This is a genomic window from Novosphingobium hassiacum, from assembly GCF_014196055.1.
Classification (GTDB): domain Bacteria; phylum Pseudomonadota; class Alphaproteobacteria; order Sphingomonadales; family Sphingomonadaceae; genus Novosphingobium; species Novosphingobium hassiacum.
This window is the reverse complement of the sequence record NZ_JACICY010000002.1, coordinates 206,725-231,138: the sequence shown is the minus strand read 5'-3', so window position 1 is coordinate 231,138 and position 24,414 is coordinate 206,725. Positions and strand designations below refer to the sequence as shown.

23 protein-coding genes and 1 tRNA gene are annotated in these 24,414 nt (G+C 62.7%); 7 read left to right on the top strand and 17 right to left on the bottom strand.

What is annotated here, in order from left to right; translation table 11 throughout:
• Window positions 1-109 precede the first annotated feature (109 nt).
• Entirely contained in the window at window positions 110-3,034 is a 2,925-nt protein-coding gene (locus GGQ88_RS05805; RefSeq protein WP_343057103.1) for a TonB-dependent receptor domain-containing protein, read from the top strand.
• Window positions 3,035-3,364: 330 nt separating this feature from the next.
• On the opposite strand, the gene GGQ88_RS05800 is transcribed toward GGQ88_RS05805, so the two are convergent.
• The 8 genes from GGQ88_RS05800 to GGQ88_RS05765 form a co-directional block, all read right to left on the bottom strand.
• Window positions 3,365-5,143: a hypothetical protein gene (locus GGQ88_RS05800; RefSeq protein WP_343057102.1), complete on the bottom strand. Its 1,779-nt coding sequence runs from the start codon at window positions 5,141-5,143 to the stop codon at window positions 3,365-3,367.
• Entirely contained in the window at window positions 5,140-5,553 is a 414-nt protein-coding gene (locus GGQ88_RS05795) for a GtrA family protein (protein WP_183612183.1), read from the bottom strand. Before GGQ88_RS05795 ends, GGQ88_RS05800 begins: the two co-directional genes overlap by 4 nt.
• A gap of 7 nt (window positions 5,554-5,560) precedes the next feature.
• Complete coding sequence (locus tag GGQ88_RS05790) at window positions 5,561-7,165, bottom strand: NAD(P)/FAD-dependent oxidoreductase (RefSeq protein ID WP_183612182.1); 1,605 nt, start codon at window positions 7,163-7,165, stop codon at window positions 5,561-5,563.
• 200 nt (window positions 7,166-7,365) lie between these two features.
• The gene (locus GGQ88_RS05785) at window positions 7,366-8,043 is read right to left on the bottom strand and encodes a PilZ domain-containing protein (protein ID WP_183612181.1); all 678 of its coding nucleotides are present in this window, start codon (window positions 8,041-8,043) and stop codon (window positions 7,366-7,368) included.
• 170 nt (window positions 8,044-8,213) lie between these two features.
• A complete protein-coding gene (locus tag GGQ88_RS05780; protein ID WP_246385563.1) occupies window positions 8,214-10,577 on the bottom strand; it encodes a TonB-dependent receptor plug domain-containing protein in 2,364 nt (787 codons plus the stop codon).
• 125 nt (window positions 10,578-10,702) lie between these two features.
• Window positions 10,703-10,787: transfer RNA gene (locus GGQ88_RS05775), tRNA-Leu, on the bottom strand.
• Between the two features lie 102 nt (window positions 10,788-10,889).
• Window positions 10,890-11,171 carry an integration host factor subunit beta gene (locus GGQ88_RS05770; protein ID WP_183612179.1) on the bottom strand — a complete coding sequence of 94 codons (282 nt, stop codon included), beginning with the start codon at window positions 11,169-11,171 and terminating at the stop codon, window positions 10,890-10,892.
• Between the two features lie 154 nt (window positions 11,172-11,325).
• Window positions 11,326-11,667 (bottom strand): GntR family transcriptional regulator, encoded by a 342-nt coding sequence (locus tag GGQ88_RS05765; RefSeq protein WP_183612178.1) that lies wholly within the window; start codon window positions 11,665-11,667, stop codon window positions 11,326-11,328.
• 206 nt (window positions 11,668-11,873) lie between these two features.
• Here GGQ88_RS05765 and GGQ88_RS05760 point away from each other — a divergent pair, with 206 nt between their 5' ends.
• The 3 genes from GGQ88_RS05760 to GGQ88_RS05750 all read left to right on the top strand — a co-directional run bounded on the left by GGQ88_RS05760 (window position 11,874) and on the right by GGQ88_RS05750 (window position 16,101).
• Window positions 11,874-13,850 (top strand): peptide MFS transporter, encoded by a 1,977-nt coding sequence (locus tag GGQ88_RS05760; protein ID WP_246385560.1) that lies wholly within the window; start codon window positions 11,874-11,876, stop codon window positions 13,848-13,850.
• A 94-nt stretch (window positions 13,851-13,944) separates the two neighbouring features.
• Entirely contained in the window at window positions 13,945-15,126 is a 1,182-nt protein-coding gene (locus GGQ88_RS05755; protein WP_183612176.1) for an acyl-CoA dehydrogenase family protein, read from the top strand.
• Between the two features lie 294 nt (window positions 15,127-15,420).
• Window positions 15,421-16,101, top strand: coding sequence for an NnrU family protein (locus tag GGQ88_RS05750; RefSeq protein ID WP_183612175.1), 681 nt, complete (start codon window positions 15,421-15,423; stop codon window positions 16,099-16,101).
• Between the two features lie 15 nt (window positions 16,102-16,116).
• Here the strand turns inward: GGQ88_RS05750 and dxs are convergent, their stop codons facing one another.
• The 7 genes from dxs to GGQ88_RS05720 form a co-directional block, all read right to left on the bottom strand.
• The gene (gene dxs / locus GGQ88_RS05745; RefSeq protein ID WP_183612174.1) at window positions 16,117-18,039 is read right to left on the bottom strand and encodes a 1-deoxy-D-xylulose-5-phosphate synthase; all 1,923 of its coding nucleotides are present in this window, start codon (window positions 18,037-18,039) and stop codon (window positions 16,117-16,119) included.
• Window positions 18,040-18,274: 235 nt separating this feature from the next.
• The gene (locus tag GGQ88_RS05740; protein WP_183612173.1) at window positions 18,275-18,745 is read right to left on the bottom strand and encodes a Fur family transcriptional regulator; all 471 of its coding nucleotides are present in this window, start codon (window positions 18,743-18,745) and stop codon (window positions 18,275-18,277) included.
• 36 nt (window positions 18,746-18,781) lie between these two features.
• Window positions 18,782-19,459 (bottom strand): peptide-methionine (S)-S-oxide reductase MsrA, encoded by a 678-nt coding sequence (msrA, locus tag GGQ88_RS05735; protein ID WP_183612172.1) that lies wholly within the window; start codon window positions 19,457-19,459, stop codon window positions 18,782-18,784.
• Window positions 19,459-19,593: a hypothetical protein gene (locus tag GGQ88_RS21520; RefSeq protein ID WP_281372385.1), complete on the bottom strand. Its 135-nt coding sequence runs from the start codon at window positions 19,591-19,593 to the stop codon at window positions 19,459-19,461. Before GGQ88_RS21520 ends, msrA begins: the two co-directional genes overlap by 1 nt.
• 86 nt (window positions 19,594-19,679) lie before the next feature.
• Complete coding sequence (gene xth / locus GGQ88_RS05730; RefSeq protein WP_183612171.1) at window positions 19,680-20,456, bottom strand: exodeoxyribonuclease III; 777 nt, start codon at window positions 20,454-20,456, stop codon at window positions 19,680-19,682.
• A complete protein-coding gene (locus tag GGQ88_RS05725; RefSeq protein ID WP_183612170.1) occupies window positions 20,453-20,785 on the bottom strand; it encodes a HesB/IscA family protein in 333 nt (110 codons plus the stop codon). The genes xth and GGQ88_RS05725 overlap by 4 nt, the downstream gene beginning before the upstream one ends.
• A gap of 175 nt (window positions 20,786-20,960) precedes the next feature.
• Window positions 20,961-21,245, bottom strand: coding sequence for a hypothetical protein (locus GGQ88_RS05720; RefSeq protein WP_183612169.1), 285 nt, complete (start codon window positions 21,243-21,245; stop codon window positions 20,961-20,963).
• Window positions 21,246-21,400: 155 nt separating this feature from the next.
• Between GGQ88_RS05720 and GGQ88_RS05715 the strand changes: the two genes are divergently transcribed.
• Window positions 21,401-21,829: a CBS domain-containing protein gene (locus GGQ88_RS05715; protein WP_183612168.1), complete on the top strand. Its 429-nt coding sequence runs from the start codon at window positions 21,401-21,403 to the stop codon at window positions 21,827-21,829.
• A 33-nt stretch (window positions 21,830-21,862) separates the two neighbouring features.
• On the opposite strand, the gene GGQ88_RS05710 is transcribed toward GGQ88_RS05715, so the two are convergent.
• Window positions 21,863-22,858, bottom strand: coding sequence for an adenosine kinase (locus tag GGQ88_RS05710; protein WP_183612167.1), 996 nt, complete (start codon window positions 22,856-22,858; stop codon window positions 21,863-21,865).
• Window positions 22,859-23,176: 318 nt separating this feature from the next.
• Here GGQ88_RS05710 and GGQ88_RS05705 point away from each other — a divergent pair, with 318 nt between their 5' ends.
• Window positions 23,177-23,434: a hypothetical protein gene (locus tag GGQ88_RS05705; protein WP_343057101.1), complete on the top strand. Its 258-nt coding sequence runs from the start codon at window positions 23,177-23,179 to the stop codon at window positions 23,432-23,434.
• Here the strand turns inward: GGQ88_RS05705 and GGQ88_RS05700 are convergent.
• Window positions 23,418-23,870, bottom strand: a complete 453-nt coding sequence (locus tag GGQ88_RS05700; RefSeq protein WP_183612166.1) for an RrF2 family transcriptional regulator — start codon at window positions 23,868-23,870, stop codon at window positions 23,418-23,420. The two genes, GGQ88_RS05705 and GGQ88_RS05700, sit on opposite strands and share 17 nt — an antisense overlap.
• Before the next feature lie 80 nt (window positions 23,871-23,950).
• Here GGQ88_RS05700 and GGQ88_RS05695 point away from each other — a divergent pair, with 80 nt between their 5' ends.
• Window positions 23,951-24,394 (top strand): globin domain-containing protein, encoded by a 444-nt coding sequence (locus tag GGQ88_RS05695; RefSeq protein WP_183612165.1) that lies wholly within the window; start codon window positions 23,951-23,953, stop codon window positions 24,392-24,394.
• Window positions 24,395-24,414 lie beyond the last annotated feature (20 nt).

Sequence of the window (24,414 nt, the reverse complement as noted above, 5' to 3'; positions counted from 1 at the left end):
CGCGCTCCGTGCGAGCGCCGCGCCATTAGTTATCGGCGTTGCACTTATTTCGACGGCCGCTTTCGCTCAGGAAGCTTCGACAACCCCAAGCGACGCCGTTGATTGCAACGTGCAGACCGACGACCCAAGCTGCGCAGGCGGCAAGGTCATCGTGGTTACCGGCTCGATCCTGCGTCGCGCCGATACTGAAACTCCTTCGCCCGTTACTGTGCTGAGCAGCGAAAGCCTCGACAAGCGCGGCCTGTTTACGGTGCAGGACGGTCTGCAGTCGCTGGCAGCCAACAATGGCCCGGCGCTGACCAACAGCTTCTCGGCCAACGGCGCGTTTGCGGCGGGCGCTTCGGCAATCTCGCTGCGCGGTCTTTCGACCAACTCCACCCTCGTCCTGTTCGACGGCCAGCGCGCCGCCTACTATCCGCTCGCGGATGACGGCACGCGTAACTTCGTCGATCTCAACACCATCCCTGACGACATCGTCGAGCGCGTTGAAATCCTGCGCGACGGTGCATCTTCGGCATACGGCGCCGACGCCATCGCCGGCGTTGTCAACATCATCACCAAGCGCCAGGTCAAGGGCCTCACCGCCAGCCTGAACGCCGGCATCTCCGAGCGCGGCGACGCCTCGCAGTACCGCATCTCGGTCACGGGCGGCGTGGGCGACATCGAAGAGAACGGCTACAACGCCTACCTCAGCGGGTTCTACTACAAGAGCAACAAGCTCATGAACAAGGACCGCGGCTATCCGTTCAACTCGGATGACGAACGCGGCGTCTGCTCGCCCGATGGCCAGACCTGCGGCCCCGACCTGCGCGTCAACGCACCTGACGGTGTCTTCCCGGGCACAGCTGCCAACCTGATCGTGCGCCCTTACGACGCTACGAACACCACCGCGCAGGGTCGTTTCCAGGACCTCGGCACCAACGGTTGCGCACTCGGCACGCCCTACACGCTGACCGACGATCAGTTCGCCGCCAACCCGGCATCGCCCCGCACGGTCTGCACGCTCGACTACACCAACCTCTACGGCACGATTTCGCCTGAAATCGAGCGTTGGGGTGTTTCGGGCAAGTTCACCGCTGCGGTCACCGACTCGATCGAAGGCTATGCAGAATTCAACTTCCTGCAGAGCACGGTGAACTACACGAGCCTCCCGGCAACGATCCGCGGCAATGCGCCGACCGGTATCCTGTTCCCGCAGTTCAGCACCTCGGGCACCGGTGGTGCACTCGCTCCCGGATCGTTCGCTCTGTCGCTGCCGATCTACGTCTGCGCCAACGGCCTGCCTGATCCGCGTGGCGTCGCCACCGGTTGTAATGCGACCAATGGTACCCTGAACCCGAACAATCCGTTCGCAGCCAACGGTCAAACCGCGCGCATCGCCGGTCGTATCCTTGACCGCGTAACTTATAACGAAACGCGTTCGCGCGCTTATCGTGGTGCGGTCGGCTTCAGCGGCGACATCACCGACAACATCGGGTTCAACCTGAGCGCAACCGCCATGCACATCGACCTGCGTCGTCTGCAGCGTGGTTACGTCCAGATCAACAACCTGCTGACGGCGATCGCCCGCGGTTCGTACAACTTCGTGAACCCCTCGCTGAACACCCAGGCTCAGCAGGATTTCATCTCGCCTGACCTGGTGAACAACGCCTCGTCCGACCAGGTGGCCTTCGACGGCAACCTGCAGAGCTCGGTGTTCGATCTCCCAGGTGGTCCGCTGACGGTCGCAATCGGTGGTTCGATCCGTTACGAAGCGGTTGATGCTCCCAGCGGCAACCCCGACTACAACGGCCCGACCCAGCGCTACTTCACGTTGAACGCGTTCGGTACCAAGGGCAGCCGTTGGGTCTACTCGGCATACGGCGAAGTCGAAGCGCCGATCATCGAGCAGGTCACGGTCAACGCTTCGGGTCGCTATGACAGCTACTCCAGCGGTCAGAGCAACTTCTCGCCGAAGATCGGTGTGAAGTTCCAGCCGGTTCGCAGCCTGCTGATCCGCGGTACCTACTCGAAGGGCTTCCGTATTCCATCGTTCGGTGAAGCAAACGCTCTGCCGACCACGGGTTACGTCACCGCTTCGCCGGTTCCGTTCACGAACTTCTTCCTGAACCAGTATGGTTGCACCACGGCCACGTTCACGAGCTGCCCGGCGTATGTCCGGAACTTCTCGTACGGTCAGACCACGCTCGCCAGCCCCAACCTTCAGCCTGAAAAGTCGCGCAGCTTCACTGGCGGCGTCTTCTTCGAGCCGATCCGTGGTCTGTCGCTCTCGGTCGACTACTACAACATCAAGAAGACCGGCGTGATCACGCAGCCAAGCAACACGCCTGCGCTGCTTGCCTACTACGCTGGCCAGCCGATCCCGACGGGTTACACGGTTGTTCCTGATGCGCCCGATCTTGCCAACCCCAACGCCCTGCCGCGTATCGCATTCGTCCAGTCACAGCTGGTCAATGCCAACACGCAGCGTGTTTCGGGTCTGGACTTCGGCATCGACTCGGACGTTGGTATCACCGACTCGATCCGTTGGAGCAGCCACCTCGAAGCCAGCTACATCATCAAGCTGGAAACCGAGTTCCCCGATGGCACCGTCGAGCGCTATGACGGCACCGCAGGTAACTACAACCTGACCGCCGGTTCGGGCACCTCGAAGTGGAAGGGCTACTGGCTCAACTCGCTCACCTTCGGTGACAAGGTCGAGCTCAGCCTGACCACCAACTACTTCGGCGGGTATGACTACTCGGCGCAGGATCAGGGCACCGGCTACAAGGACTGCAGCCTCATCACCGGCGTTGCTGGCGATCCGGGTTACAGCCCAAGCGGTTGTTCGGTTGACGAGTACTGGACGTTCGATCTCCAGGGCAAGGTGCGGGTCAATGACCGCTTCACCTTGACCGCCACGGTGATGAACATGTTCGACAACCTGCCTCCGGTTGAAGTGACCACCTACGGTGCGCACCTCTACAACCCGGTCCAGGGCGGTAACGGCATCTACGGTCGCTACTTCCGCATGGGTGCCAAGGTTAACTTCTAACCCGAACACTCAGACCAAATCAGCGAAGGGCGGCTCCTCCGGGAGCCGCCCTTTTCTTATGGTGCTCGCCGAAATTGCGGGACCCCTGCCGCCCTCGCGCAAGGGCGGCGACCGCCTGCCCTGATGAACTGCAAGAGAACTCTCCTCGCCCCACTGCACCGCCCTCGTTCGAGCCGGGCGTCGGGCCATAGTTTGCAGGTTGTTATCAGGAGCGCGGGGCTAATCCGGGATGTGCCAGGAGCACGGACACAGATGGCGGGAAAGCGCTGCTGCGATGGGTGCGTAGGCGTCTTACACCCCGACCGTCCGCCCATCCCCAACTTCAGAGAGTTACCGGTCCCGCATCCGCCACACGCTGATGCCGCTCTGCGGCGCAAGCGCCACTGGCTCCAGCCAGGTCGGAGCCTTGCCCGCTGCCAGGTGCGCCATGAATCCGTTGGGCGCGAGGTGCCGATAGACACCCGCCTCGTTGCCGTTCGCGCAGATTACCACCAGCGTGGCACCGCGCCGGCGCATGATCGCATGTGCGCCCTGATCGGGTCCGAGAAACGCTACGATCAGATCGCGCATGGCAGCGCTTGCACGGTGGTGGGCCGTAGCGACGACCGTGTGCGGGGTGTTCACCAGAATCGACGGGCCAAGGTCCAGACCCGCCAGAATGACCGTCGTCGGCTCACGCCCGAGCGCGGGCAGTATCTGCGGCAGCTCGCACGACTTGCCCGTAGCAAGCGGCGCGGGCTCGCGCGTAACCGCATCAGCGGCAATTCCCGCAAACACACCGGGCAGTACCATGGCGATCATCAGGACAACGCGCGCGATCCGGCGCAACAGCAGCCTGTCCGCAGACCAGGCAACAACCTGTCGCTGGAGCAGCCACGCCGCCGGCACCGCCGCGAACAGGCACGACACGCCCGATGCCCGCGCCACCAGCAAACCGACAATGGTCGCCCCGCCTAGCAGCAGCGCCATGTCCATCCACCAGTCGCGGCTCGCCTGATCGTGCGCGGCCCGGATCAGCCGCGCGCAGGCGATCAGCCCGAACAGCGGCAGCAGCGCCATCGTCGCGCCCAGCACCATGCCCTGTCGCCAGACCGGCAACCCTTCGGCCACCGAATCGAGCCACACTCGTTTGACCAGTGGGTCGAGCGCCGAAAACGCGTCTGGACCAAGGCATTGCGGGGCACGCAAAGCCATGATCGCGACGGCTCCCAAACCAATCGCACCCAGCGCGACAAGGCTCAAAGACGGCGGTCGGTGCCTGAGACGCGGCAAGACCAGCACGCAGCCGCCCGCGACCCATAGCAGCGCCATCACGTGCACAGGCGACAGCGCATCGCAATGCTCGGCTATATCTGCGAACCCGCGAGTCGCAACAAACAGCACGGCGCTTGCTAGCGCCAGCGCCGACATGAACGCGCCCAGCCATTCGCGCTGCCCGCGCCACAGCCGCAGCGTGCAGACGCCTGCGAAGATCACTGCCAGGGGCAAAGATTCGAGCGAGATCGCCAACGCCAACGCCAGCGCCAGCCCGGCCACGGCTCCACCGGCCCGTGGTGCGCGCGCCGCCATGCCGTTGAGCGCGACCAATGCCAGCACGAATTGCCAGGCATGATGGTCGATCCGCATCGGCATCATCCGGAACGATGCCGGGACCGCCGCAACCACCAGCAGCGCTGCAATCAGGCCCGCCCGCTTGCCGAACTGGCGCGCAGCCAGCCGTGCGGCGAGCAGCATCGCCGCCAGCAGCGACAACAGCGGAACCACCACGACCGCGACGATCTCTGCCTGTAGCTGGCCCAGCAAGGGCCGCAGAATCAAGATGACCGCGGCGATCGGGAGATCGACGATCCGCGTCCAATGCATCGCGACGCCCTCGGGCGGCGCAATGCGATACTGGTGAAGGTCGAACCAGCCCTGCCCGGACAGCAGGTCCCTGACCTGTTGCAGCCGCAAGGCATCGTCGGCGTCGGCAAAGCCCATCGGGCCGATCTGGCCATGCGTGGCCAGCAGCATCAGCGCCGCGCTTGCCAGCCAAGCGAGCAGCACCGCCCCTACCGGCGTTGCGGCGCGACGCTCCCCCGAAGGTGCGCCCGCCTGAACCGCTCTCACTGGAAGACGATCCGCTTGCGCAACAGCCACGTCACCATGAAGCTCGCCCCGATCGCGACGATCTTGGACAGGCGCGAATCGATGCCGATTGCGGTCCCTGCGCCCACGATCAATGTCGTCAGGGCAAGACCCGCCAATGCAGAGCCGACGAACAGTGCCTTCTGACGCGTCCGCGTGACGCGGTCTTGCGCCACGCTATCCATGAACACCGTGCGGCTCGACAACAGCCAGTGCGCCACGATCCCCAGCGAATAGCCCAGCGCCGATGCCAGCACCGGGACCGTGCCCGCAGCCAGCAGGCCGAGAAAGCTGCCCATGTCCACTGCCAGCGCGCCAACACTGGCCAGCAGGTATCGCAGCAGCATGACTTGGCGGAGGCGATCGATAATCGGCAGGATAACCCGGGTCATGGCGCGATCAGGCAGCCTTGGAAGACACGACGGGCGCAACCCGTTCGGGCACATCGCGCACCGATGAAAGCGCCGCGATCTGGTCTTCGCTCAATGCCTGCCGCGCCGGGATCACGACTTGCGCACCTTCATCGCCCGCTTCGTGATACTCGGCATCCTCGTTAACACACCACGTGTCATAGACGCGGCTTCCGGCAATGATGTTCTCGACCGTCAGCATCGCGGTCATCATCGCGTGATCCTGATTGTTGTAGCGGTGCATGCCGTTGCGGCCGACCAGGTGCAGCGTCGGATGGATCTCTTCCAGCTCGGTGCGCATCGCCGCGACATTGGTTGCGTATTCGTCGTCATAGACAGGGTAGGCTTTCTCCTGCCGCACGACCACACCGCCGAGCACCTTGTCCGGGCTGACGAGGCCGAGGATCGCCATCTCCTTCGTCGCCAGCGCCACGAGTTCCTCGTCCGTCGAATCCCACAAAGTGTCGCCTTCGAAGCAGAAGTATTCAAGGCCGACGCAGGCCACGCTGTCATCGGGCACCATTTCGGGCGACCACGAGCGGAAGTTCTGGATGCGGCCGACCTGCACCTTGCTGTCGTGGATGTAGATCCAGTTGTCGGGAAACAGCTCTTCGGAGCGGATCTTGAGCGCCACGGTCAGGAAATCGCGATAGCGCAGACGGCTTGCCTCGAGCGTCGTTGCGGGCAGCGGATGAATCCGCGCGGCCAGCTCGCGCATCGGGGCGGAACTGATCACATGGCTTGCCTGGATCATGACATCGCTGCCGTCCGGCCCGCTCGCCGAAACGCGCCAGCCGCCCTGCCCATCTTCAGCGAGTTGCTTCAGCGCATGGCCCATCAGCACATCGCCCTTGCCCGTGGCCACGATCTTGTCGCGCGCCGCGTCCCACATCATGCCGGGTCCAAGGCGCGGATAGCGGAACGTCTCGAGCAGCGTCTTGGTCTGCATCCCATCGTTCGGGCGCTTGTTCAGGCCAAGGCTGCGGCGCAAACCGTCGGTGACCGCACCCCACAGCGACAAGCCCTTGATCCGCTGTGCGGCCCAGTCTGCGCTCATCTCGTCGCAGGGCATGCCCCACACCTTCTCGGTATAGGTCTTGAAAAAGATCGAATAGAGCTTCTGCCCGAACTGGTTGGTCGTCCAGTCCTCGAAACTGCGCACGGTCTTGCGCGGGAACGCCTTGGCCTTGGCAAAACTCGCCATGCACAGGGTCGACCGCACAATACCGAGGTTCCACAGTGCCTCGAACGCGCGCAGCGGATAGGAGTAAAACTTGCCCTCGTAGTAGATGCGGCTCATCCGCGGGCGCTGGATGAAATCGTCGGGCAAAATCTCGTTCCACAGATCGACGACCTGCTGCGACTTCGAGAAGAAGCGGTGCCCGCCGATATCGAAGCGATAGCCCTCGTGCTCGACGGTACGGCTGATCCCGCCGACATACGTCGCATCCTTCTCAATGATCGCGACCGACAGCCCACGCTTGGTCAGCAGGTAGCCCGCGGTCAGGCCAGCCGGACCGGCACCGATGATTGCCACATCTACCGTGTGGGGAAGCTTCGCGCCCGCACCACCGAAATCCGCCCCGTTAACCATCAAAGCCCCCGCTAAAGCGATATTTGCTGGTCTTGGGAGTGAAGGAAAATGGCTAAAGGATGGTTAACGGTGCGGTCGGGATTTGCGAAATCCTGAGACATGGGACCGGCCATCACAGCCACGTAGAAACCGTTTATCGCGCCCCCGCGAAGGCGAGGGCCTCAGGCCTTAGGCGAAACACGCAAGCCTGTTCATGCCCCTCACGGGCATTCCAGACCACCGCGCGACGTGCGCTGGTCGTGTTCCCCGTCCCAGATGTCGCCGGGTTGGAGTGGCGCTGCGATTCGCGCAAGCTCATCCAGCTTGAACACCTGTTCGAACAGCAGACCATAGCGCGGGTGGCTGCGCCAGCGCACCTTGGCATAGATGGCGGGCAGCACGCCTGTTTCCACGCGCACCAGTTCGTTCATCAGCAACCACTTGTCGCACTCGACGCAAGCGCCCTGTTGCGAAATGTCCTGGAACGCGATGCGCACCGCCTCCCCACCCGAATGAAGCATCGCATCGAGCCGGACGCGCAGGCGGACGTGCCGCTTGGGATAAGCGCCGTGGGTCTCGTCCAGCAACCGCTCGATATCCACGACGTCGAGAAAACGAAAGCCGGCGAAGTCGCCATCCATCCATACAATTTCGGCCGGATAGCGATCACCGTTGCTCATCTCGATCGAAAGCGTGCGGTAATGCGCTGGCAGCGGGTGGAACAGCCGGATCTTCAGCCCGCTCGACGACGCATCGCGGATCACGCACAGGAACTCGCTGTCGCCATCGACGATCAGCTTGGCTGCACGGATCAGCAAGGTGAACCGCGGCGAAATCCGCTGGTCCTCGATGCTCCGGCCGTCTGCAGGAGACGGAAGCTGCTCGTCTTCGTGGGCCAAGCCCGGTCCCCTTATGCGTGAATCCCCAAACACCGGGGTTCACGCAAGACCCGGCGCAGGCCAACATACGCCGCCAAATCCTACCACGGGGTTACTACGAAGCGCCCATTAGGCATTTTTAATACCAATGGTTTTCGTACTTTGCCGCAGGTGCGCTTGTTATTTGGCGATCAAAATGCGTACCTCGCCACGACTTGGAATACCGGTCCAGCTTCTTCGGATTCGAGTTCGTACTCGTCGAAGTCGCGTGCAACCTGGTCGGCGGCTGTCGCAAACTTGTTGAACACTTCGTCCTTGCTGCTGTTGAGCAAGTTCGAACCCACCGCGCGGATGGTGAAGCTCTTGCCGATGCGCTTCTCGACAAAAACTTCAAGGTCTGCGCCATACCGCGTGGTCACTTCCTCACCTACCGTGCGGTCATAGGCCGAACCCTGCTTGCGATAGGTCGCGCCGAACGATGCACCGAAATCGGGGAAGTTCTGGATCACACCGAAGTTGTAGACGTACTTCGACTGCCCGTTGAACCGACGACTGCCGAATTCGTCCTCGACCGAACTGTCGATCAGCGACAGGTTGCCGAACACGCCGGTGTCTGGCAGCCCAACCGCGCCCAGGTCTGCCGACAGATCGAACTCTACGCCCCAGACTTCGCCGTCACCCACGTTGCGTGGCTGATAAACGAAAGTGCCATCACCTTCTGAACCTTCGACCTGTGTATTGGTCAGTTCGACGAGGTTCTGCACCTTGCGGTAGAAAACGTTGACCCCGATCACCCCGGTGCGGCCAAGGCGATGTTCATAGCCAAGATCGCCGCCCCATGCTGTTTCCGGACGCAGGCCGGTGTTGCCCAGCAAATCGTTGTCGCCCAGTTCCGCTTCGAGCAGCGCGGGCGAGATGTAGTCGAAACGCGGGCGACGCACGGTCCGCGCGGCCGAAGCCGTCAGGCGGCCATCACCCAATTGGATCTTCACCGAAGCCGAGGGGAGCAGGAAATCATACTTGACGGTGTTCAGCGCAAGGGCAGCGGCCACCGTCTGGTCGTTGATCCTGACCGTGGTGTTTTCCCAGCGCAGGCCAGCCTCGAACTTGACCGGACCGCTGGTGCCTTCGACCAGCGCATAAACGTCGCGACGGTCTTCCTCGATGGTGTTCAGACCCCCGGGGGTCGGTACGACTGGGCGGAAGTCGATCGCAAAGTCCTGCGGCGCGTTGGTGTACTGGCTGTACCCGGCCAGGGTCGTGCGCGACACATTGAAGCGATTGCGTGGGGCTTCGGCGATGTTGGTGTCGCGATCCTTGTTCTGGAAGAAGCCGCCCAGCGCAAAGTCGAGGCCATCGGAAATGCGGAACGTCTGCTCCAGTTGTCCGGACAGTTCATCGTCCTGAATGCGCGTCAGCGCGAAATCGCCGGTATAACGCGGGGTGGAACGGTTGAAATCAATCTCGTGCTCAAGCTCGTCTTCCTCGTTGTCGAACCGCGCGAAGCTGATCTTGAACGTGGTCTTGCCCAGATCCCATTCCTTGCTGAACTTGCCCGATAGCGCCCAGCTTTCCTGCTTGATGAACAGCGGGTTGAAGTTGTCGCTTAGCAGGTTGCCGTCAGCGTTGAGGCGGACCGGGCCACTGGTCGAGGTGAGATCGTTGTATTCGAATGACCGCTCGATCTGGTCGCGGTCGGTCCTCACATAATTGCCCGCGATCTCGAACTTGTTCTCGCCGTCATCGTAGGCCCAGTTCAGGTTGCCGGCATAATCGGTGCCGTCACGAACGTCGTCCTGGTCTTCGCGATTGTTGAAGTCCTGCGTGGCATAGTCAGGATTGTTCTCTGGCGAATCGTCGAAGCGCAGGCTCTTCTTCTTTTTGGGGTTGTAGCGCCCCTGAACGTTCACGCCTGCCAGAAGACGGCCGGGGCCGAACTTGCCGCCATAGTACAGGCCGCCCGACGGCTTGATCTCGCCATCGTCAAAAATCAGCGCGCCGCCGCGCAGATAGCCGCCATCCATCGTGAAAGCATCGCGCAGCACGATATTCAATGTGCCTGCAACCGCATCGCCGGTGCGACGCGCCGAGTTCGAGCGCACGATCTCGACCTGCTTGATCAACTCGGCCGGAACGCGGTCGAGAAAGAATGAGCGGTCGACGTTCGAACCGGGGATGCGGTCGCCGTTGATCAGGATTTGCGTATAGCCCGGGTCGAGGCCGCGAAGACGCGCACCGTCCGATTCGAGCACGTCCGAAAGGAAGGTAACCGATGGCACGCGCTTGAGCGCATCGCCCGCAGTCAGCGGTTCGAAACGGCGGAAATATTCCTCGTCATAGACCAGCTTCGGCTCAGCCTCGTCGCTGTGATTGCGAAAGCCGATGCTGCCCTGAACCACGATTTCGCGCGCAGTACGCGTCTGATCATCAGCCATGTCATCGGCCGCTGCGGGAACTGCTGGCTCTTCGGCAGCATGGACGGGCGTGGCGATGCACAAGGCAGCGCCGCACAGCAGGATCGCGCGGTGCGATCCCTTGAAAAACTTGGTCATCATGGAAGCCCCTCATGGTAACGCTTTGCTTGGCGTTGCCTCTAAGGGTGGTTGCTGACGGTTTTGCGACGGCGCGAATACCGTTCGGCGACAGAAGCCGCCATCGTGTCGCAGAACTGCAATAGTCATGGTGCGGACGGCGGGACTCGAACCCGCACGATCAAGGATCAGGGGATTTTAAGTCCCCGGCGTCTACCATTCCGCCACGTCCGCATGTCGGGCTATTCCCCGCTGGTGCATTGTGCGCCTGCCACAGCAGAAAGGGCGTCGCAACGCCCGTTGCAACGCCCGTCGCCAATTGTCGGTGGAAGCGCGTCAGTCGGCGTTGAGCCGAACGCGCATTTCCTTCCCTGCCTTGAAGTACGGCACGCGCTTGCCCGGCACTTCGACCGTATCGCCGGTACGCGGGTTGCGGCCTTTGCGCGCATCGCGCTCACGCGTGGAGAATGCGCCGAAGCCACGCAGCTCGACCCGGCCACCATCGGCCAGACGCTTTGCTATTTCGTCGAAGAACACGTCAACGACGCGCTCGATCTCTTCGCTGCGCATACCCGGACTTTCTTTGGCAAGCGCTTGGAGCAACTCCGACCTGATCATGTTATACCCTCCGCCGGATGCACGGGCGCATCCCCCTTTTATGCAACGATCCCAGCGTTCGAACCCCCGTACGAACGCATTTCGCGATCCTGCCACGCTAAAAGGTTTATTACAATCGGTTGATATTCCGAAGGCATCTGAAAAATGGCCCGATTCAGGCCGTTTCGGTCAGGTCCGCCACCGACAGCCCCAGCCGCCGCATGCGAGCGGCAATTTCGGGCCACTCTCCGGTCAGAAACGACTCGCGTTCACGCGTACGCAAGGCGGCAACCGCGCCGGGTGCCACAAACATGCCGATGCCGCGCTGCACCGTGACCATGCCTTCATCCTGGAACTGCTGATACGCCTTGGCCACGGTCAGCGGGTTGGCCCCCTGCTCGGCCGCAAATGCGCGGACCGATGGCAACGCCGCGCCTTCGGGATAGCGCCCATCGAGGATGCCAGCACAGATTTCGTCGCGCAGACGCAGATAGACGGGGCGGCTGTTGCTGATCATGGGTGATATACTGCCATAATACAGCAGGATGCACAACGCCCGCCTGGGGACAAACGCCTCCCACCATTAGCCTCGCCCCGACTGGTTGCGATTGAAAATAGTTTCTTGCCTTGTGCGATCGTGCGACTAAGGCCGCCTATCGCTGCGCAGGAGAGGCGCAGTCACCCCATAAGACGAGATCGCGCGCCCGCATGACTCAGGAACACATGACCGCAATTCCACAACCCCGCCAGGCCTTCGGGGAGTGGTTCGGCCACCCCGCGCAGCTCAAGCGCCTGTTTACCACCGAGATGTGGGAACGCTTCGGCTACTACGGCATGCGCGCGATCCTGACGCTCTATCTCGCCAAGCATTTCCTGTTCAACGACACGACGACCACTGGAATCTACGGCGGCTTCACCGCGCTGGTCTACCTCACCCCGGTCATCGGCGGCCTGATCGCCGATCGCTACCTCGGCTCGAAACGGTCGGTAAAGTTCGGCGCGATCCTGATGGCGGCAGGCTATTTCATGCTCTGCTTCGGCGGCGAAGCGGCCAAGCCTTACGCCACGATCGAAGGCCAGCGCTACGAAGTCACGGTCGCCGACATAAACGGCACCGAAAGCCGCTCGATCGAAGCGGGTGGCCAGCGCCTCGAAATCGTCGGCAACGACGACAAGTCGGTCTCGCTCAAGGCGGCTGACGGCACCGAGGCGCGCCGCATCGCTCCGGGCGCGTTCCAATCGGACGGCGAACGTTCGCCCTTCTACATTGCGCTGCTGCTGGTCGGCCTGTCGATCGTCACCGTCGGAAATGGCTTTTTCAAGCCCAACATCTCGACCATGGTCGGCACGCTCTACGCCGATGGCGACCGACGCCGCGACGCCGGGTTCACGCTGTTCTACATGGGCATCAACCTCGGCTCGCTGCTGTCGCAGTTCTTCTGCCCGATCCTGGCTGAATCGGTCGGCTGGTGGGCGGGCTTCGGCCTAGCCGCGCTGGGCATGACCTTCTCGTGGGTGCTTGTGCAGTTCGACGGCGGCCGCCTCGATGGGTATGGCGAACGTCCCGCCGGTGCCGATCCGCGCAAGGACTGGCTCATCTATGGCGCCGCATTGGTCTGCGTACCGCTGTTCTGGTTCCTGTTCGTCAACCTGATGTCCTATGTCCCGCCTGCCGAGGGCCAAGGCATCGTCGGCTATTTCCTCGGGTTGCCGATTATGGGCAAGCTGATGTTCGGCACGTTTCTTGTCGCCGTCCCCGGGATCCTGATCTGGGCGCTGGTGTCGGGCACGCGCGTAGAGTTCCAGATGATGCTCGCGGCGATGGTGCTGATCGTGTTCAACGTCGTGTTCTGGACCCTTTTCGAACAGGCCGGCTCCTCTCTGACGCTGTTCGCAGAACGCAATACCATGCTCGAAGTGGGCTGGACCCGCCCGCTATTCGCGATGTTCAATGCCCTGCCCGCCAGCTACTACATCTTTTTCGCGCTGCTGCTCGGCGGCCTCGGTTGGCTACTCGCGTGGTTCTTCGGCAGCGGCGAAACCCCCGCTACGCGGCGCAAGATGGACGTCGGTTTCGCCGCAGTCATGATCGTGGGTTTCCTCGGCATGATCTACGCGCGCAGCAAAGGCTTTGCCACTGACCCGGTCTACGTCATGCCCGCCGGTCAGACGCAGATCTTCAACGCGCTGTTCATCGTCGCGCTCGCACCCGTGTTCAGCGTGATGTGGAACGCGATGGCACGCCGCGGCGTGGAGCCCTCGATCCCGGTCAAGTTCGCCATCGCGCTGATGGGCGTCGGCGCCGGCTTCCTGCTGTTGGTCTGGGGATCGCAGTTCGCCGATGCGCAGTTCAAGGTCGGCCTGATGTGGCTGGCAGGCCTCTACCTGATCCACTCGATGGCAGAACTGTGCATCTCGCCGGTCGGCCTGTCGATGATCACCAAGCTGTCGATGGCGCGCGTCGTCGGCATGATGATGGGCGTGTGGTTCCTGTCGATCGCGGTGGCGCAATACGTTGCCGGCATGGTCGCGCAGGTCGCCAGCGTCGAAACGGTTGGCGGACAGGTTACCAACCTCAAGGTCAGCCTTGATACCTATGTCGGCGTGTTCACCACGATCGGCTGGATTTCGGTTGGCATCGGCATCGTCCTGCTGGTCGTCGCAATCCCGCTCAAGCGGCTCATGCACGGCGTCACCTGACCGAAGGTGAAGCGTCCGCGATTCAGAGCTTGGCATCATCTTAATTAATCGGTTAAAACGTGCCATCGGAATGAGGCGGAGGAGCAACCACGCGATGAGCAACGTCAACCCCGGCATGGACGCCGAAGTCTTCGAGCAGTTCCAGGAGCAGCTCCGGCGCTATGTCCGCGAGCGCCTGATCCCGGCGGAAAATGACGTCATCGCCAACGACGGTATCCCCGACGACCTGCTCGCCGAGATGCGCGAGATGGGGTTGTTCGGCCTGACGATGCCGGAGGAATACGGCGGCGCGGGGATGAACGTCACCCAGTACATCGAGACGATCTACACGCTCAGCTACGCGATGCCCGCCTATCGCTCGATCACCTCGATCAACCTCGGCATGGTCTGTTCGGCGATCAAGAATTCCGGGACGCCTGAGCAGAAGGCCGAATGGCTGCCCCGCCTTGCCGCCGGTGAAATCGCCTCGTTCGGCCTCACCGAGCCCGGTTCGGGCTCGGATTCCGCTGGGCTCCAGACTACCGCCGTGCGCTCGGGCAACGGCTATGTCCTGAACGGCACCAAGCGCTACATCACTAACGCGCCTTTCGCCAAAATAGCGCTGATCATGGCGCGCACGTCCAAGGAAAACCTGCCCAAGAACGGCCACGTCTCGGCCTTCCTCGTCCCGCTCGACACCGCCGGCGTCACGCGGGGCAAGTCGGACAAGAAGATGGGCCAGCCTGGCAGCCACATCGGCGACATCATCCTTGAGGACGTGTTCGTCCCCGGCGATGCACTGCTCGGCGGCGAGGAAGGAAAGGGCTTTGCCACCGCAATGCAGAGCCTCGACAACGGCCGCCTCTCGGTCGGTGCCGCCAGCACCGCCTATGCCCGGCGCGCGCTCGATACTGCCGTCAAGTACGCGACCGAGCGCAAGGCATTCGGCGAACCGATCGCCAATTTCCAATTGATCCAGGCGATGCTGTCGGACAGCTATGCCGAAATCTACGCTGCGGAATGCATGATGCGCGACGCGATCAAAAAGGCCGATGAAGGTCGCAAGGTCCTGCTCGAAGCTGCCGCGTTCAAGATGTTCGCCTCGGAAATGTGCGGCCGCGTCGCCGATCGCTGCGTCCAGATCCACGGCGGGGCAGGCTACCTTGCCGAATACGAAGCCGAACGCTTCTTCCGCGACAGCCGCATCTACCGTATTTACGAAGGCACCACCCAGATCATGCAGTTGGTCATCGCCAAGCAGATGTTGCGCGACTTTTCCGCTGGAATGCACGGCTGACGACATACCACAACATCCCGCGGTGATCGGCACCTGCTGCTTGCCAGGCATGCCGTTGCTGCCGACAAACGGATTCCTGACCCAGTACCCCAATCCGCAGGCACCTGATTTTTCGCAATATTTCTCCGATTTGGCGCAAGTTTGCGTCGTCAATCATCAATTGCAATGTCGAACCAGTTGTGACGAGCGACAAATTATTTCAAAGTGACCATTAGCACAATCTGTCGTGCGTCATCCGCCAGTCTGTATTGACGTCTACGATAGTACAAATAAGATAATCGAAGGGCATTGCGCATGGACACGGGTTTAGTCCACCTGATCATCGCGGCAGGAAGTTTCGTCATCACCCACTTCGCCATGTCCGGCCCGCTACGTGCCGGCATGGTGGCCGCATGGCGCGAACAGGGCTTCCTGACTTTCTATTCGCTGATTTCCATCGCCATGCTCGGCTGGACCATCGTCGCATTCGATCGCGCGCCGGTTACCGGCGCGGCGTGGGATGGCATGCACCCGCTGGCGTGGATCGCCGGCAGTATCCTCACGATCGCATCGCTCGCTTTGCTGCTGCCATCGTTCAAGCGCAACCCCGCCCTGCCCGGCGTCAAGGCCGCGGGCCTTGGTACGGTCATCCCTTCGGGCGTGTTCACAATCACCCGCCATCCTATGATGTGGGGCATCACCTTATGGGCGTTGGGGCACATCGTCGTCGCGCCGACCGCGCCGGTTTTGATCCTGATGGCTGCATTGATCCTGGTTGCGCTGCTCGGATCCCATTTTCAGGACAAGCGCAAGCTCGCCCAGAACAAGCGCGAATTCAATCCGTGGCAGCGCCGTACGTCATTTTGGCCGGACTTGCGCAAACTCGGCAATCTCAAGCTTACTTGGGTTATCGCGTTTCTGGTCTGGTTCCTCATCACGATCGTCCACTGGGAACTGTTCGGCATCCCCGCCGGGCCGTGGCTGTGGATTGCCTGAACGCCGAACGAGCGCTCAGGCGCGCGCTTCGCTGACGCCTGTGCTGTTGTGCCGTAGCGCCTTCAGGACCGTATCGACGATCTGCGGCGCGTTGAGACCCGCCTGATCGTACTGCTTTTCCGGCGAATCGTGGTCTTGAAATAGATCGGGCAAGCGCATCGTGCGGATCTTCAGGCCCGCATCGGTCAGCCCCTGATCGCTTGCCATGGTCAGCACATGCGCGCCCAGCCCGCCGATCGAGCCTTCCTCGACCGTTACGATCACGTCATGGGTGGTCATCAGCTGGCGGATCAGCGCCTCGTCGAGCGGCTTGGCAAAGCGCAGGTCCGCTACCGTCGTCGACAGCCCCTTGGCCTCCAGCAGGTCCGCCGCCTTCAGCGCTTCGGCCAAACGCGTACCGAGCGACAGCAGCGCCACCTTCGTGCCCTGCCGCACGATCCGCCCCTTGCCGATTTCCAGCCGCTCGGGAGCGTCGGGCAGCGCAACCCCGGTACCGTTGCCGCGCGGATAGCGGAACGCGATCGGCCCGCTGTCGTGGCACGCTGCGGTATAGGTCATGTGGACCAGTTCGGCCTCGTCGGCCGCCGCCATCACCACCAGATTGGGCAGCGTTGCCAGATAGGTCACGTCGAACGACCCGGCATGCGTCGCGCCATCGGCTCCGACCAGCCCTGCGCGGTCGATCGCAAAGCGCACCGGCAGGTTCTGGATCGCCACGTCATGCACCACCTGATCGAAGGCGCGCTGCAGGAACGTCGAATAAATCGCGCAGAACGGGCGCATACCCTCCGCCGCAAGCCCCGCTGCAAACGTCACCGCGTGCTGTTCGGCAATGCCGACATCGAATGTGCGCTCGGGATGCGCCTTGGCAAACTTGTCCACGCCCGTGCCCCCGGGCATCGCCGCCGTGATCGCGCAGATGCGCGGATCGCTGTCTGCCAGCTTGGCCAGCGTTTCGCCGAACACGTTCTGGTAGGCAGGTGCAGACGCCTTGGCCTTGACTTGCTCGCCGGTAATCACGTCGAATTTCTGTACGCCGTGGTACTTGTCCGCCGCCGCTTCGGCCGGGCCATAGCCTTTGCCCTTCTGCGTCACCACGTGGATCAGGCACGGACCTTCTGCGGCATCGCGCACGTTTTCGAGCACCGGGATCAGTTGTTCGATGTTGTGACCATCGATCGGGCCGACGTAATAGAAGCCCAGTTCCTCGAACAGCGTGCCACCCATCGCCATACCGCGCGCGAACTCGTCGGTCTTGCGCGCAGCTTCGTGCAGCGGGCGCGGCAGCTTGCGCGACAACCGCCTGGCGATATCGCGCAAGGACAGAAACGGGCGTGACGATACCAGCCGCGCCAGATAGGCAGAAAGCCCCCCCACCGGCGGCGCGATCGACATATCGTTGTCGTTTAGGATCACCACCAGCCGGTTGCCCGCGGCCTGCGCGTTGTTCATTGCCTCATAGGCCATGCCCGCGCTCATCGCGCCATCGCCGATAACCGCAATGCCCTTGCCCGCGCGGCCCGAAAGTTTGTTGGCCACGGCAAAGCCCAGCGCGGCCGAGATCGAGGTCGACGAATGCGCCGTACCGAACGGATCGTATTCGCTCTCGCTGCGCTTGGTGAAGCCCGAGAGACCACCGCCCTGGCGCAGCGTGCGGATACGGTCGCGCCGTCCGGTCAGAATCTTGTGCGGATAGGCCTGATGCCCGACGTCCCACACCAGCCGGTCGCGTGGCGTATCGAACACATAATGCAGTGCCACGGTCAATTCGACCACGCCCAGCCCCGACCCCAGATGCCCGCCGGTCGTACCGACAGCGGAAATCATCTCGGCCCGCAGCTCATCGGCCAGCTGGCGGAGCTGCGATGGCGCAAGCGTGCGAAGGTCTTCGGGCGTATCTACCGTGTCAAGCAACGGGGTTGCCGGTTCTGAACTCATCCCACCGCCCTTACACCGATGCATTCGCGGTGTCGAACCCGATCATGCAGCGATGGCCTGCCCCCTTGGGCGAAAGCCTGTTGCGGGGGTTTGACCTGAGCAAGCCCTCGGACTGCATCCACACATGAACCTGCCCGGCCCACGAATCGGTGGCGCTACCCTGCGGCTTCATCCCGAAGCTATGGCCACCGCGAGCGCAAATAGCCGATTGGGCCGCGCGAATCGCCACTGCATTTCACTGCTCGCCGCTGGCACATTCCGAGCAATGGCCGCGAATTTCAACGACGGGCCGCACTTCGGCGAAACCGGCATCTTGCGCCGCCCGGCGAAGCGCCCCGGTCAGCTTGTCGTCATCGATATGCACCGCCGCGCCGCACACATCACAGATCAGGAATATGCAGTCGTGGCGGCAACCCGGGTGGCTATTGGCGACATAAGCGTTGGCGCTTTCGACCCGGCGCGCCAGATTGGTGCGCACGAACAGGTCGAGTATCCGGTAGACCGAATTGGCCGCCACGCGTTTGCCACGCAGCGTGCCGACGCTTTCGGCGATATCATAGGCCGAACCCGGCCTGTCACGCGCAGCCAGCACCTCGAACACGTCGGCACGCATCTGCGTCCACTGCTCACCCGCGTCGACCAATACGTCGCGCGCGGCTTGGGTCAGTTTCTCGCCAGCTGAATCGTGGTGATGGTGCAATGCCATGTGCCATAGATAGGCACGCTGGGCCATTCACGCAAATCAGTTGCGCGTGAAGCTGGTCTTGTAAAGATCGGGAAACATTGTCTTGAGCGCGCGCACCTTCGGCGCATCCCACTGCCGGATGTAACCATGCTCGGGGTTCTTCAGCATGAAGTCCTGATGGTAGGCCTCTGCAGGGAAAAACGCGCCATAAGGCTCGACCGCGGTCACGATCGGCTTCTTCCACAGGTTGAGCCGCTTCAACTGCGCCAGGTAACCCGCTGCAACCCGCGCCTGTTCCTTGTCCGTCGGGACCAACGCGTTGCGGTACTGCGTGCCGTGGTCCGGCCCTTGGAAGTTCAACTGTGTGGGGTTGGCTCCCACTGCAAAGAACACGCGCAACAACTGGTCGTAGCGGATCACCGCCGGATCGTAGGTCACGCGCACCGCCTCGGCATGGCCGGTATTACCGTCACTTACCGTCTCGTACCGCGCATCCCGCTTGGAACCGCCGTGATAGCCCGAGACCACGCTGCTCACGCCCTTGAGATGGCTGAACACCGCCTCGATGCCCCAGAAGCATCCGCCAGCAAACACCGCGACCTTGCTACCCGGCGTCTCATTGGCCTGCACCGCCGCTGCGGGCGTCGCCATCGTACCCTCGGCCAGCGCCGGTTGCTGGCATGCAGCCACGGCAATCGCAAACGCCGTCAACGCGGCAATGGTCCGGCGCTTCATCAGCGCGAAACCTGCTGTACCGAAACGTCAGGTGTTGCCGACGCACTGATCCCTGCAGACATCGCCATCGCAGCGGTGCCCATGACCAGCCCGAAGGCCAGCGAACGGAAAAAATCAGGCTTGAACAGGCCCATGACGCATCTCTTTGCAATTGATGGTGTTGGCACTGCCCTGCACCACCTTGCATGAACCTGCAGTGACCCTTGGCACAGTGTCGCGTTCAGGCTTTGAGCGTCACCCACATCGGCGCATGATCGCTGGCCTTTTCCCGGCCGCGGTATGCCTTGTCGACACCCGACGAAATCAGCCTGTCGGCAAGATCGGGCGAGAGCAGCGCGTGATCGATGCGGAAGCCGTGATCGCGCTGCCACGCGCCCGCCTGATAGTCCCAGAACGTCCACACCCCGCCCTGTGGGTTGAACAGGTCGAGCGCATCGGTCCATCCATCATTGAGCAGCCGCCGGTACGCATCGCGCGATTCGGGCTGCATCAACGCGTCGCTAGCCATCGCCCGCACCGAAAACGTGTCCTTGTCTTCGGGAATGACGTTGTAATCGCCGATCACCACTGTCGGCAGTTCCTGCGCAGCAAGCTCGGTCATGCGCGTGCGCAACCGCTCCATCCAGCGCAGCTTGTAGTCGAACTTCGGCCCCGGCTGCGGATTTCCATTGGGCAAGTAGATGCACACCACGCGCAACCCGTAGACATCAGCCTCAAGATAGCGCGAATGCTCGTCCTCGGGATCGCCCGCCAGCCCGCGCTGCACCTCAACCGGCTGCACCCCATCGGCCAGAATCGCGACTCCGTTGAAGCCCTTCTGCCCGTGCCAGATCGCGTGATATCCGATCTTTTCGAACTCGGCGGCGGGAAAGCCCTCGTCCTGCGTCTTGATCTCTTGCAGGCACGCGACGCTCGGCCGCGTTTCCTCGAGCCATTCGAGTAGTCGGGGCAAACGCGCCTTGATCCCGTTGATGTTAAACGAGGCGACCTTGATCATATCGCGAAGCTGGACCCGCACCCGCAACCCGATGCGGCTTGGGGATTGCTCACCCGGAACGCCGCACCGCCCAGCGATTCGACATATTCGACCACACTGCCCTCAAGCAGCCCGAGGCTGACCTCATCGACTACCAGCCGCACGCCATCGGTCTCGGTCACCGTATCATCGGCTTCAGGCGCGTCGGCGAGGCCGAACTTGTACTGAAAGCCAGAACACCCGCCACCTTCGACCGACAGCCGCAGGATCGCAGGTGTGCCCTGCTTGGCGGCAATCGTGGCGATGCGCTTGGCGGCGCTGGGGGCGAGCGAGATCATGGTTTCGGACATGCCCCCTAGATAGGACGCCCGGTCCCAAACCTCAACCGAGACCGTCATGACCTCAATATGCTTCGTGATTGCGAGGAGCGTAGCGACGTAGCAAGCCAGAGTTCCGCACGCAGACGTTCTTGATTGCTTCGCTCCGCTCGCAATGACGAGCCGTCTGGTATGAACTCAGCGAGCTCTAATCGTCCGAAACCGGGTCTTCGATCGATTCATCGTGGCCCGTCCCGCTCGACAGGAACACGAGCCCCATCAGCGCCGCCATCAGCAGCATCGCGCAGCCCAGCCCCAGCGTCGTCGCGATATACAGGTGGATCGAAACGAACCCGACCATCCAGTACAGCAACCCCAGCACCGCAATCACTACCACTGCGATGAACAATGCCATCCATTTCAGCAACATACGGTAGCGCGCCCAGGCGAAGCTGGCGTTAAGCGGGTCATCAAGCGGGGAGGGGCGGGTCATCGCATGTCCTTTGCGACTCGCATATCGGGCTGGCAACGCTGCTTGCAAGAGGTGCTTTCGTCACGCGCCTTTCGATGGCATGATCCTCTTCAGGAGATTGCCGGAGTCAAAGGTTCGCAAAGGACAGGGCACCGGAAACCAAGATGGAGGATGCCATGACGATTGCCCAGGTCATTGCCGGTCGCGGCGAAGTGTGGAGCTGCAACGCCGACGACAACGTGTCCGACGCGGTCGATATGCTCGCCCGGCACCGCATCGGCGCGCTCCCGGTACGCGACGGGCAGAGCGCGGTCGCCGGCATCTTCTCCGAACGCGACATGATGCGCTGCCTGCACAAGCACGGCGAGGCCGCGCTGCACATGAAAGTGCGCGAAATGATGACCGCGCCCGTCGTCACGATCTCGCCACAGATGACCGTGCTGGCAGCACTCTCGCTGATGACCGAACGCCGCTTCCGCCACTTGCCGGTCGTCGAAAACGGCGAGATGGTCGCGTTCGTCTCGATCGGCGATCTGGTCAAACACCGCATCGACAAGGTCGAAGCCGAAGCCGACGCCATGCGGGTCTATATCCAGCAGGGGTAGCGGCCGCGCCGGGTAATCATTTTTACGATATGATCAGCCCAGCCGCGCGGCAACCAGCTCAGCCAGGTCCGCTTCGGGTCGCGCGCCATAGTGCGAGATGATCTCGGCCGCACAGACCGCACCCAAAGTCAGGCATTCTGCCAGTGGGCGCCCACGCACGTGGCCGAACAGGAAGCCCGCTGCGAACAGATCGCCTGCTCCGGTCGTATCGACGACCTTGGCGATCGGCTCGGCCGGAACCTGTGCATGTTCGCCGCCGCTCACCGCGTGTGCGCCGTTCTCGCTGCGCGTCACGACCACCGTCGGCACCTTGGCGGCGACTTGCGCCAGACCTGCGTCGAAGTCCTCGATTCCCGTCAGCGCGGCCAGTTCATGCTCGTTGGCAAACAGGATGTCGATCTGCCCGGCGTCGATCAGCGCACGAAAATCGTCGCCATAGCGCGAGATCACGAACGCATCCGACAGCGTGAACGCAACCTTGCGCCCTGCATTGCGCGCAGCAGCAATCGCGCGACGCATGGCCTTGCGCGGCTCTTCGGGGTCCCACAGATAGCCTTCGAGGTACAGAACCTTGGCCGAGGCGATCGTCGCATCGTCCATCGCATCGGCAGGCAGGAACTGCGACGCGCCAAGGAACGTGTTCATCGTCCGCTGGCCATCGGGCGTCACGAAGATCAGGCAGCGCGCCGTCGGCGGGTCGCCCGCGCGTGCCGCGGTATCGAATGCAATCCCGCCTGCGCGGATGTCATGCGCGAACACTTCGCCCAGCTGATCATCGGCAACTTGCCCGATGAACGCGCACTTCGCGCCGAGCGCGGCAAGACCGGCCAGCGTATTGGCTGCCGATCCGCCCGAAATCTCACGCGCTGGCCCCATCGCATCGTACAATTCGCGCGCGCGGTCGGTGTCCACCAGCGTCATGCCGCCCTTGGCCAGTCCCAGCGACTCGATTTCCGAATCCTCGCAAGGGGCCATCACGTCGACAATGGCGTTGCCGATGGCGATGACGTCGTAGATCGGGTCGGACATTGTCTGGCTGGCTCCATTTCCGCAAATTCCGGGCGGACCTAGCGGCATCGCACCACTGCGGCAAGCGCCGGAACGCCAGCGTTACGCGACAAAGTGCGAGGGCAGACGTTGACCGCGCGGGCAGGGCGCTCCATCCCCGCATCCGTGCCAACCATCCGTGCAAACTGCGCCGTCGCGCTCTCCGCCCTGTTCCTTGCGTCGTGCGCTGGAGGAGGTGCGATCCCGCGCAGCTCCGCCCCGGTCAGACCATCGGGACCTCCCGTCCGCACAACCGTTCCGCGCCCTGGCCCGGTCGCCAGACCACCGGCACAAGTCCAGATGATCCCCGGCCTTGAAAACGTGATCGGAGCCGACGTGGCTCAGCTGGGTCGCCAGTTCGGCGCCCCCCGGCTCGACGTGATCGAAGACGACGCGCGCAAGTTGCAGTGGACCGGCACCGCCTGCATCCTCGACATCTACCTCTACCCGCAACCCGGCAACCCGCGCCCCACCGCGACATATGTCGACGCACGCCGCAGCGACGGTCGCGAAGTCGACCGCGCCGCCTGCGTCACCGCACTCAGGAAGGCGCCATAGCTCCGCAGCCGGGCGAGGGGGGCAGGATGCTCCACGGCGCGAAAGCCGGAACCCCTTCGCGCGAAACGTCAGCCAGCGAATAGCGGTCGAGCACCGCGAGAAACGCGTCGAGCGCTTCGGCAAGAACGCCGCTCAACGCGCAGTCGGCCTTGAGCGCGCAACGGGCGCAGTCGGCCAGCCGCATCCCGCGCTCCATCGCGCGAACGACCTCGCCCACCCGAATGTCCTGGGCGGCCCGCGCCAGTGCAATACCGCCGCTACGCCCGCGCTGAGACCGGGCGAAACCCTCCTGCACCAGTGCTTGGGCCACTTTGGCAACGTGATGATAGCTCAAGCCCTGCTCGGCCGAGAACGCGGGCAGCGAAACCGGCGCGTCCTTGCGCGCGAGCACGATCAACAGGCGCAGGCCGAAGTCAGTATGCTGGGTGAGTTGCATGCTCAGCTATGTCGAATTTCCGCTTGCCTAAATCAAGTAATATAAATACCGGTATTTTAATTACTGGATTGGAGAGCCCCATGCGCATCGCTTCCGAACACGCCCGCTCAATCGTAAAATCCACGGCCCCGGCGCTGGAAAAGCACGGGTTGGCAATCACCACCGCCATGTATGCGCGGCTGTTCCAGAACCCCGAAGTGGCCGCGATGTTTGATCGCGCAGCGCAGGAAAGCGGCGAACAACCGCGCCGTCTGGCGGGCGCCATTCTCGCTTACGCCAAAAACATCGACAAACTGGACAACCTCGGCCCCGCCGTGCAGCGCATGGTCGCTCGCCATGTCGAAACGGGCGTAAAGGCCGAACACTATCCGCTGGTCGCTGCGGCCCTGCTACCCGCGATCCGCGACGTGCTTGGTTCCGACGTTGCCACCGATGAAGTGCTAGATGCCTGGGGCGAGGCTTACTGGATGCTCGCCGACATCCTGATTGCTGCGGAAGTCGATGCCTATGCGGCCGCCGCCTGAGCCTGCGCTCAGACCCTGAT